Origin of the sequence: Paenibacillus piri (assembly GCF_004354045.1) — a bacterium.
Classification (GTDB): domain Bacteria; phylum Bacillota; class Bacilli; order Paenibacillales; family NBRC-103111; genus Paenibacillus_S; species Paenibacillus_S piri.
Genome location: NZ_SMRT01000037.1, coordinates 23,316 through 34,136 on the forward strand (window position 1 = coordinate 23,316; position 10,821 = coordinate 34,136).

The window sequence follows — 10,821 nt, forward strand, 5'->3', positions numbered from 1 at the left end:
ACCAGATTTCCGCTCGATATGGGCGGGTGGGAATGAATTCGTAGAATTTTCAATTTTGCATAAATTTGTTTTTCTTTAGGATTTTATCAATGTTCGCCGCCGCTTTATCCAACGCGGATTGGACGGATTCTTTCTGGGTTAATGCCGATTGTATGGCCGATTGAACCTCCCTGTCCGTATCCATCCAGGATTCGCCGGTAGCAACAAGATCCACCATTTGGCCGTTATTTAAATTATCCGAAACAGCTTGCAGTCTAACTTTATCAATCCCCTGCGCCTCATCAATTAATTGCTTCATGGAAGATTTTCGGGCCGGGGTGGTTCCAACTGCTGATTTAGCATAGCTGGTCATCGTATCTTGGCTCGTTAAATAATCGATAAACATTCTTGCTGCCTTTTTATTTTTGCTGGATTTTAATATATGCAAAGACGATCCGCCAATTTCTCCGGCATTTTTGATTCCTTTCGGCATTAAACCGACAGAAAACTTATCAACGATTTGAGATTGTTTCGGATCTTTCGCCATACCCACCAAATTAGGCCAATTGATGGCCAAAGCCGCTTTCCCTTGGAGGAACATAGTGAAGAACTCATTATAGTCAAAGTTCGGAACGCCCTTCGGATATATGCCGTCCTTGTAGTTGTCAACAATAAACTGCAAAGCTTTTACTGCGGGTTCCTTATTGATCTCAACGGAATATGCTTTCTTGCTTTCATCAATGGAAACCGCACTTCCGCCGAAAGAATAAAGATAGTTCCAAAATTCCCAGGAAGATGCCAAGGCGTTTGCTCCTTTAAAAAGCGCGCCGTAAACCGCAACTTTATTCGAGTCGAACCCCGGCTCGCCGAGGTGTTTTCCATTCTCATCTACAGTAAGCTTTTTCGCCATATCGCGAAATTCATCCCAAGTTGAGGGAGGCTTTGCATTTCCCTTGTCGTCTGTAAATCCAGCCGCCTTCAGTAAATCGGTTCGGTAATACAATAAATTAATGTCTGAGGCCCAGGGAATGCCGTAAATCTTGTCTCCAACCTGATACTGTTTAACATCACCCGGGAAAAAGTCGGCGTAATCCTTGGGCGCTTCTAACGGTTCCAGAATTCCCATCTGACCGTATTGCTTGGCTCCTCCTGCGCCCGTAGACCAAACATCATAAGGCACATTCCCTGAAGCCGCGGCGAGCTTCACCTTGTCATACATTTCGTTTTCGGGGAAGGTCACCAACTCCACTTTAATTTTCGTCTTATCCTCAAATTCCTTAATCAAAGAATTTAATACCTCAGTTTTTCTACTACTTGTAGCAACAAACGTTATTTTCGTTCCTTCTAAGCTATTAGCCGCTTTAGCTTGGTCTCCTGTATCAGCGCTGTTTTGTGCAGCCGGTTTTTGATCCTTGTTCGCACCGCTGCATGCTGTTACTATTACCATTAATAAAACAAGAACGAATCCCAGAATTTTTTTCATTTTAACGCCCCATTTTTTTTATTTTTGGATTTCTTTTCAATGTATTTTTTATATAAATAAAAGCCTTGCCGCTCTTCAACGAATAATTCATTAGCGTAACGATGCCACTCTCATTCTCAACTTCCCTAGAAATTAATACCGCTTACATATCTCCAAATGAAAAACATCCCCAGATGCGACATATGGTCATAGAGACAGAATTACTTTTTCACCTCCTGTAATATTTATCATAGCGAACAAAATAAGAAGCATCTGGGACAGGAATTCGGTACCATTGCGCCGATATGAGTCCCTTCGCATTTGCTTTTTCCCTTTCCGGGCTGAGCTGAGGATGCTATAATTTCGTTTTTTGACTGCGCTCATCGTGATCTCTCCTTCTTTCCTACATGTAATAGCTTCGTTTAAAGTATAAGGGAAAGGGAGGAGGATGACTTTCGGAATGGCATTGAATAGGATTAGACACATCAGGGATTTGGAAATAATCGGTGATCCTGCTCTACCATGCTGTTCAAATACTGGATTGTCTCATGAAGGTTTCTTTCGAAAGGGATTCTTGAGCCAAAGAATTCTCTCTTTCGATAGAATTCTTTGGGTTAGTCAGGTTGCATAACGGTTTCCCTAACGATTGAATGTTCATTTCAATATGAAATGCCGGTGACCCGTTTTTCAAGGGGGTAGAAGCTTGCTCCTCCATTGGCTCGGAGAGCAGCCGAATTGTTTTTTGAACACCGTCGTGAAATGCTGGCTCGTCTTGTACCCGAGCTCGAGCGCCACGTCGGTTATGGACATGTCCTTCAAAAGCAAATCGCAAGCCCGTTCCATTCGAAGGCGCTCCAAATACGCGATGGGCGATTGCCCGTAAACTTCGTGAAACACTTTGTAAAAATGGGATTCGCTCAAATGAACGGCTTCCGCCATCTCCGCCACGGTCGGCCGCTTGTCCGGGTTTTCCAACATCTTCTTCACTGTAAAGGTTACGGCCGCTTTCAGGTCGGGCTCGATCGTTTTGGTCGAGGCGGGATGGAACATTCCGAGCAGAACATCAAGCAGCTGATGTCTCGCGAAAAGTGATGTCGATGCATTGGCCGTTCCGAGCGTCGCCTGCAGCCGGATCAGCTGTTCACGGACGCGGTTGACCGCGCGAATCAACCGAGGAAGCTCCTTAAGGCCCTTGATGACCCAATCGCGTTCGGACGGCGGCAGCCTTAACCACGACGTGTTATTTTCGGGATCCTCGATGATCAGCCACCAAATCTGGCTCGGCTCCATATGGTTGAACCGCGCTTTATGGGGCTCACCCGGATAGTTTATAAACCATTGCCCCGCGTTCGTCGGATAAGACAATCCGGCGATTTCCCACGTCACGGTGCCGCGCTCCACGTAGACGAATTCATAGGCCCGGTCGTGAAAGTGCAAAGGGAGCTTGCGAGCTTCCGCGTGTTTTTGATAACCGAACTGATGCAGCTCCGGAATGCAGTCCGGCGGCGCGAACGCCGCGTCGCCCGCTTGCTTGTCCGGGGGATAAGTCCAACGTACCGACATCGGGTGGCGTTTGTCCATCGCTCTGTCCTCCTATATCGAAAACCCTGATGTGTCTAATCCTATTCAATGCCACTCCGGAAGTCAACCCTCTCCGTTTTCCTTATACTTTATTCAAAGCCATTACATTTAGGAAGGAAGGAAGGAAGGAGAGATCACGGTGAGCGCATTCGGAAAACGAAACTACAGCATCCTCGGACCGGAAAGGGAAAAAGCAATCGCGAAGGGACTCATATCGGCGGAATGGTACCGGAGTCCCGTCCCCAACGTCTAAGAGAACTCATGAAGCGCAGGAACTGCCCGCTTTTCGGGATACGTTCCTATGGTTGGCGCTTCTTGGGGCGTTAGGGTATGTCTCCTGGTTGTTTTGGGGAACATGGTGGTCCGTCTTGGTTTTTTTCTAAATAGCTTTTCAAATGTGAAAAAGGAGTGACACAAATTGGCTGCTCATAGAAGCAAAAACATCTACAGAGATTACAGCCTTACTGGACCCGAATGCGACCTGGCTAAGGAAGCGGGGCTGGTGGACGGCTCATGGTATACCTGCCCGATCCCTCGTCAACGGCTAAAAGAATTGATGAAACGGAGAAACGGCCCGGCTATCCGCCAAACGTTGATTTGGTTCGTATCTCTGATCGCAGCAGGCTTTCTGGCATACTACTCCTGGGGTACTTGGTGGGTGATCCCGGCATTTTTGTTATATGGCACGCTCTTTACTGTTCCGGCGGTCGCCTGCTGGCATGAATGTTCTCACGGTACTGTTTTTAAGACTCCATGGATGAATGAAGCGCTCTATCAAATTACATCCTTTATGATTATGGCGTCGGCTACTAATTTTCGATGGAGCCACGTTCGCCATCATACCAATACGGCCATTGTCGGCTGTGACCGCGAGTCGCCTCAAAGACCGGCGAGGTTAGTAGCCCCACCGATGTTAGTAAACCTGGCTTTGAATTTGTTCCCTCTGAAGAACATTCAGTTCGTTTTCAGACGATACTTCCAGCATTGTATCGGCAAGGTTAACGAAGAGGAGAAAGTATATGTTCCAAGCTCGGAACATCGAAAGATGTTTCTGGAAACCCGGATTTCCTTATTGATTTATTTGACGGTTGTCGGAGTATGCGTGTACAGCAAGAGCCTGCTTCCCGCCATGTTTATCGGGTTGCCCATTTTTTACGGCGCGTTTTTGAATGTGTTTCTGATCACTTCCCAGCATCATGGTCTTCGCGAAGATGTTCTCGATCATCGATTGAACACACGCACTTTTTACACAAATCCGATTATCAGGTTCTTATATTGGAACATGAATTATCATATTGAGCATCATATGTTTCCCATGGTTCCTTTTCATGCGCTTCCTGCTCTTCATGAAGAGATCAAGGCGGATTGTCCAGAGCCGAACCGCGGTCTTCCGTCGGCCTTCAAAGAATCGATATCAGCGATGATTGAGCAACTCAAGGATCCGTTGCATTCGGTTACTCGACCCTTGCCGATTACCGCACGCCCTTATAAATATGGGATAAATAAATGAAAAGCATAAAAATTACGAATTTGGGGAGAGACATGATATGGAAATCAATCGGTGGGTTGTAGCTGGCATTGCCGGTGCAATCGAATTGGAAGACGTCGTTAGATTTGATTGTCATGGCCGGACCTTCGCCATTTATTGAACAGCCAAAAACGAGTATTAGGCGTCGGAATGATATTGCGCGCATCAAAATTTCATTTGGCGGACGGACTAGTGATCGGCAATCTGATTGAGTGTCCGAAGCTTAACGGCAGATTTGAGGTGACGACAGGCGAGGCGCAACGCACGACGGCATGCATTAATCTGAAAACGTACCCCGTGAAAATCGAGGCGGGAAAAGTATGGATTCAAATCGACTGAAGTAGAGGCGGCTAGAACAATAGACAATAGTTTTTACACGAAAATGATTTGCTTGTACAACATTTCTCTCTCACGAGACAAATCATATTTCTTTCCCGCTTGGCGGTATAAGAACCGGCTGTATTTGTCTGGCCGGAAACGGAAGACTGATCGACTGGGAACTTCTAAACCGTCCGAATACGAGGAGCAAAAACGGATTCAGTCACTTTGCAATCAAATCGATTGAAGATCGGGTTATCAATGCGAGGATTTTACAAGGTGATTTGCGTACATCATTCATGGGAGAACCGGTCAGAGGGGGACCGGCTCATAGCAGCTTCGGCTTCGGTCCGAATGCGGCGACGCTGGCGGGAATGCCTCATTTCAAAAACCTAACATATACCATTGTGAAGCCGTTGCCCGGCACTACGTGTCCGTACCGGTACGGTCCTCATCCGTTCGGAACGCTGAACGCGGATGTGGCAGCTGCCCGGGCAACGTTGCCTAAGTGTTCAGCTATCATACTAACAACTCAACAAGATATCTGGAGGGAATTACGATGAGTCAAGTAGACTTGAATTGGATTGAAGCATGTGTTGTCGACGAGATCGATGAAGAGGACGTTATCCGTTTCGATCATGGCGATCGAACCTTTGCGATCTATCGTACGGATAAGAGTGAGTTTTTTGCAACGGACGGGTACTGTACCCACGAACGGTTTCATTTGGCGGATGGCTTAGTAATCGGTAATCAAATTGAATGCCCCAAGCATAACGGGCGATTGGATTTTAGAACAGGTGAACCCAAGCGTGTGCCGATTTGCGAGAAGATCAAGACTTATCCAGTCAAGGTTAAAGATGGAAAGATCTTTATAAAGATTGATTAGGGGGAGAAGCATGACTGAAATTGGAATGGTTATTGTAGGGGCCGGTGAGGCAGGAGCGCGTGCGGCCGTCGAACTGAGAACCCAGGGATGGCATGGCCCAATTACCTTAATAGGAGAAGAAAAAAGAGCTCCCTATGAGCGCCCGCCTCTTTCGAAGGATTGCCTTGTGAAGGAGGAGGAGCATTCTCCCGTCTTTATTTTGAAGCACGACAAGCTGGCGGAGCTGGGCATTGAGTTTTTGGCGGGTTCAGCGGCTGCCCATATTGATCGTACTAACCGCACGGTTGAATTCGCCGACAAACGGTCGATCGGTTATGAAAGGCTGTTGCTTGCGACAGGCGCTCATCCGCGCAAGTTAACGTTAGAGGGTTCGGATGTGTCCCGGTTATTGTATCTTCGGACATTCGGCGACGCTCTGCAGCTCCGTTCCGAGCTGCAATCCGGCAAGCACGTAGTCATCATTGGCGGAGGATTCATCGGTCTGGAGGTCGCAGCTAGCGCAATCCGGCGCGGATGCCGGGTGACCTTGCTGGAAGTGGCGCCGCGCATTCTGATGCGGGGAGTTCCTCCGCAAATTGCCGGGATCGTCGAAGCGCGGCACTGCGAGGCCGGCGTTGTCTTTAAGATCGGAGTAGGCATCGACCGCATCCGAACGGCTGAACACGAACAGGTCATTTCACTAGCCGATGGTACCTCCATCCGCTGTGATGTCATTATTGCCGGAGTCGGAGCGGTTCCCGAGACAGCGCTCGCCGCCAGGTGCGGGCTTGAGATCGAAAACGGTATACGGGTCAACGAGCTGCTCCAAACGAGCGATCCCTATATTTTCGCTGCCGGCGACTGCTGTTCCTTCCCTCATCCCCTCTATGGCGGAAAGCGCATCCGGCTTGAGGCTTGGCGCAATGCACAGGATCAGGGATCTCACGCCGCGCGAAATATGCTGGGGGCCGCGGAGCCTTATGCCGTTGTGCCCTGGTTCTGGTCCGACCAATATGACCTGACTCTTCAAGTCAGCGGATTAGCGGATCAAGGGGAGAGGACCGTGATTCGCGACTTTGGGGATGCCGGAAAACTCTTCTTCCATTTTACCGAGGAGGGTAAATTGGTTAGTGCCAGCGGGGTCGGTACGACAGCGATCGCCAAGGACATTCGCATCGCCGAGATGCTGATCGAGAAGCAAGGAACGCATCATATGGAATCTTTTGAAAAACCTGATGTCAAATTGAAGTCCCTTTTAAAGGTATAAACCGGAGGAGTACGAAGATGGAATGAAAAGTAATCAAGGCTGTGTGGGGAATGAGCCGGAAATCGTTTATGATCAATAAGGATGACGGGAGTTCATCAATGCAAATTTGGGAAAAAGGGAGGCAATGAAATGTTTGTAGGAAACGGATCTCATGTGTACGAAGTTGCCGAAGGGTGGGCCAAGGTCCCGCCCCATGTCACGCTGGGCTATACTCACGGAATTGTGGTCGATGCCCGGGATCAAGTGTACGTTTTTCATACCGGAAAGCCGTCCGTTCTTATATTTGACCCGGACGGAAACTTTTTGCGAGGCTGGGGTGACGAATTCGAAGGCGGCGCCCATGGATTCTATTTGCACCGGGAGAACGGCGAAGAGTTTTTATACGTCACCGACACGCAGCGCCGACTCATGGTCAAGCTTACAACCGACGGCCGTCCGGTGCTGACGATCAGAACGCCGGATTTGCCGAACGTATACGACGCCGACCGGAAATTCGTTCCGACGGATGTGTGCGTGGCACCGAACGGAGATATTTACGTCACCGACGGGTACGGCCAGAACTGGATTCATCAATATGCCGCTGACGGTTCCTACATGCGTTTCTTTGGCGGAACGGGCTCCGAGCCGGGCAAGCTGAAATGCCCGCACGGGATTTCGATTGACCTTCGGCGGGGGGAGCCGGAGCTGTATGTGGCCGACCGTGGGAATTTCCGCATGCAAGTGTTTACGTTGAACGGGGAGCATAAGCGCTTCATCGTAGACGATATGGATATGCCGTGCAGCTTCTACTACGACGGCGATGAAATGTTCTTCCCGGATTTGCACAGCCGCGTCACGATTTTCGACAAAAACAACCGCCTGATCGTCCACCTGGGAGAGGATCAGCAAGCCTACAAGCAGCAGGGCTGGCCGAATTTGCCGCACGACTATTTCCGGCCGAATAAATTCAGTTCGCCGCACGGGGTTTGCGTGGATTCTCGGCATAACGTCTATATCGCGGAGTGGACGCAGTTTGGCCGCCTTACGAAGCTGATCCGAACTTAAGATGGAAAGATGCAGCAGGCGGCGTTTTGTTAAGTATAGGCCTATACCCGCCTGTTGAGGTTTCTCAACAGGCTTCAATGACTCCCGCCGCGGAGACGATAAAACAACTGGAAAAGCAATTCGCTTTGGTAGCCTTAGGTTATACTCTCCTACTCGGTTTTCTGGGCTATCTAGTTACCCCTGAAAAAGTCGGGCTTTTTTGACAAAATAAAAAGGAATTCGATACCTCAAAATGGAAATTGTTATTGTCGAGATAACAAAGTTCCTAACCCCGAGGGAAGAATTCCTTTGCATTAGGAGTTCAACAGAAACCCTCGGGAATCCTTCCTAGAGGTGAAAAAAATGTTGAAACTTCGGTACGAGCAACTGACGATGTGGGACGTCATACTTCCGGAATCGGTTCGTAAACTACCTGGAGAACTTGCCATCATCGACGAGCTATTGGATGATGAGCGGTTCCTGCAGCCCTTCATTGAAAGGCACCCAAAAGGCAAGAAAAGTGGCCGTCCAACCTTGGCTATCGAAAAGTACATGCGCATGATGGTGTTACAACATAAATACTCACTGGGCTACGAATCGCTTGTGAAAGAAGTCGTCGATAGCATTACTTGGCGATTGTTCTGCCGATTTGCAATCGACGAACCGATGCCGGATCCGTCCACTCTCATCTATGCCCGTAAACGCTACGGGGACAAGATCGAAAGCCCGCCTCCTCAAGCGCAAATACGGTTTAAACCGCAGCAGGTACCGGGGCTTTGCTGGCTCAAAATGCTGGGTCGGCTTCGGAATCCTGACCCATAACCTGCAAAGAGCGGCAAAAATGCTCCAAAACTAAGGAGAACGATGATCAAGGATTGAAATCGCTCCTCTAATACTACGTTACCAGAGATCGCGTTTTCAGAATTAGACTTTTTCAGGAGCAACTATCTAAATCTTGCCCATGGAGACTTGTTTATGTTGTAGTTGGCTTATGGAGTACCAAAATTATTTTAAGGAGTGAGAGTTTATGGTAGGAAACCGTGGAGTTGTGTATGTAGAACCAGGTAAAGTAGAAGTACGGGATATTGGCTATCCGGATTTAGTGCTTCGAGACGGCCCAGGTGTTAATCCGCTCAATGTCGGAAGGAAATGTGACCATGGGGTTATTTTGAAAACTGTTACAACAAATATCTGCGGAAGTGATCAGCATATGGTCAGGGGCCGTACGACCGCACCCAGCGGATTGGTGCTGGGACATGAAATTACCGGCGAGGTCATTGAAGTCGGGCGCGACGTTGAATTTATAAAAAAGGGGGATCTCGTCTCCGTTCCGTTCAACATTGCCTGCGGGCGCTGCCGCAGTTGCAAAGAGCGCAACACGCACGTTTGTGAAAATGTGAATCCGGATCGTCCCGGCTCCGCTTATGGCTATGTCGATATGGGCGGATGGGTTGGCGGACAATCCGAATATGTCATGGTGCCGTATGCAGACTTCCAATTGCTAAAATTTCCGGACAAAGATCAGGCCCTAGAGAAAATCCTCGACCTGACCATGCTTTCCGATATTTTCCCGACCGGTTATCATGGCGCGATAAGCGCAGGAGTTAGAACAGGTTCGACTGTGTATGTCGCCGGGGCAGGCCCGGTCGGTTTGGCCGCTGCCCATTCCGCGCAGCTGCTGGGTGCATCCGTCGTCATTGTCGGCGACCTCAACAGCGCCCGGCTTGAGCAAGCCAGCAGCTTCGGCTGTGAAACGGTCAACCTGCGGGAGCATCCCAATCTTGGTGAGCAGATTGAACAAATTTTGGGCGTGCCGGAAGTGGATTGTGCAGTTGACTGCGTCGGCTTCGAAGCGCACGGCCATGGTGCGGCGGCGGGTGAAGCCCCCGCTGCGGTACTGAACTCCATCATGCAAGTGACTCGCGCGGGAGGACGCCTTGGTATTCCGGGACTTTATGTCACCGGGGACCCGGGCGCGGCCGATGAGGATGCGAAGATCGGCACGCTCAAGGTCCGTTTGGGATTGGGATGGGCTAAGGCCCACACCTTCGTGACCGGTCAAACGCCGGTCATGAAATACCATCGCGACTTGATGATGGCCATCCTAAGCGGCAGGGCGCAGATTGCGAAAGCAGTTAATGCCACTCTCATTTCCCTGGACGAAGCGCCCGCTGCATACAGCGAATTTGACAAGGGGGCCTCCAAGAAGTTTGTTATCGATCCTCATGGATCTGTAAGGGCGTGACGGTCTGAGAATGCGTTTCGGGTGAAGGCATCCACTTTCGGATGCACGTACAGGCAGAAGGAAGCTTTATACGTGATAAAGGGCTCTGGTGTAAAAAAATTATAGCCACAATATATAGTGCTCTAAATTGTCATTTTCCATTAAATTGACACCACAAAGCCATCTGGCTGCAAGTGAGCCCAGGTGGTTTTTCTGATATGAACGAGGTCTGTCAAGAGCGTCTCTTGAAGCTCCCCGTTTTTTTGAATTTTGAGTAAAAAGTAACTCTTTGTGATGCTTTACATGGAGGGGCGGGTATGATAGGCTCATTGGCCTATGGCGATGAAGTGAACAACGTAATCGCTCTCTCGCCAGGATGTCATACCCGCAGAGGCTCCATGTCAAGCATTACAAAGTTCCGCTTAAAGGCTGAGCGTGAAGGCAAAAATCTTTTCGACGTTGAGCATTCTGATATACGTGGGTTGGTTACACACATTTTATCTCTCCGTCTGAGGAGTCTCCAACGAACTTGGTAGCGCGCGTTCCGTGCTCGCACTTTAGCGCAAAGAAAAGA

At 49.2% G+C, this 10,821-nt stretch carries 8 protein-coding genes and 1 pseudogene; 7 read left to right on the forward strand and 2 right to left on the reverse strand.

Going from position 1 to position 10,821, the window contains the following annotated elements; all coding sequences use genetic code 11:
* Positions 1-49: 49 nt before the first annotated feature.
* Complete coding sequence (locus E1757_RS34780) at positions 50-1,462, reverse strand: ABC transporter substrate-binding protein (RefSeq protein ID WP_133236951.1); 1,413 nt, start codon at positions 1,460-1,462, stop codon at positions 50-52.
* A 666-nt stretch (positions 1,463-2,128) separates the two neighbouring features.
* Complete coding sequence (locus E1757_RS34785) at positions 2,129-3,022, reverse strand: helix-turn-helix transcriptional regulator (RefSeq protein ID WP_133236953.1); 894 nt, start codon at positions 3,020-3,022, stop codon at positions 2,129-2,131.
* Between the two features lie 418 nt (positions 3,023-3,440).
* Between E1757_RS34785 and E1757_RS34790 the strand changes: the two genes are divergently transcribed.
* From E1757_RS34790 to fdhA, 7 genes and pseudogenes are all read left to right on the forward strand, one after another.
* Positions 3,441-4,532 carry a fatty acid desaturase gene (locus E1757_RS34790; RefSeq protein WP_133236955.1) on the forward strand — a complete coding sequence of 364 codons (1,092 nt, stop codon included), beginning with the start codon at positions 3,441-3,443 and terminating at the stop codon, positions 4,530-4,532.
* Positions 4,533-4,706: 174 nt separating this feature from the next.
* Positions 4,707-4,889 carry a Rieske (2Fe-2S) protein gene (locus E1757_RS36815; RefSeq protein WP_246079726.1) on the forward strand — a complete coding sequence of 61 codons (183 nt, stop codon included), beginning with the start codon at positions 4,707-4,709 and terminating at the stop codon, positions 4,887-4,889.
* A gap of 538 nt (positions 4,890-5,427) precedes the next feature.
* Entirely contained in the window at positions 5,428-5,754 is a 327-nt protein-coding gene (locus E1757_RS34800; protein ID WP_133236957.1) for a MocE family 2Fe-2S type ferredoxin, read from the forward strand.
* A 10-nt stretch (positions 5,755-5,764) separates the two neighbouring features.
* Positions 5,765-7,000, forward strand: a complete 1,236-nt coding sequence (locus E1757_RS34805; protein ID WP_220446578.1) for an NAD(P)/FAD-dependent oxidoreductase — start codon at positions 5,765-5,767, stop codon at positions 6,998-7,000.
* Positions 7,001-7,129: 129 nt separating this feature from the next.
* Complete coding sequence (locus E1757_RS34810; RefSeq protein ID WP_165972427.1) at positions 7,130-8,044, forward strand: NHL repeat-containing protein; 915 nt, start codon at positions 7,130-7,132, stop codon at positions 8,042-8,044.
* Between the two features lie 342 nt (positions 8,045-8,386).
* A pseudogene (locus tag E1757_RS34815) lies at positions 8,387-8,743 on the forward strand (transposase); the annotation flags it as partial.
* 307 nt (positions 8,744-9,050) lie between these two features.
* Positions 9,051-10,268, forward strand: a complete 1,218-nt coding sequence (gene fdhA, locus E1757_RS34820) for a formaldehyde dehydrogenase, glutathione-independent (protein ID WP_133236961.1) — start codon at positions 9,051-9,053, stop codon at positions 10,266-10,268.
* Positions 10,269-10,821 lie beyond the last annotated feature (553 nt).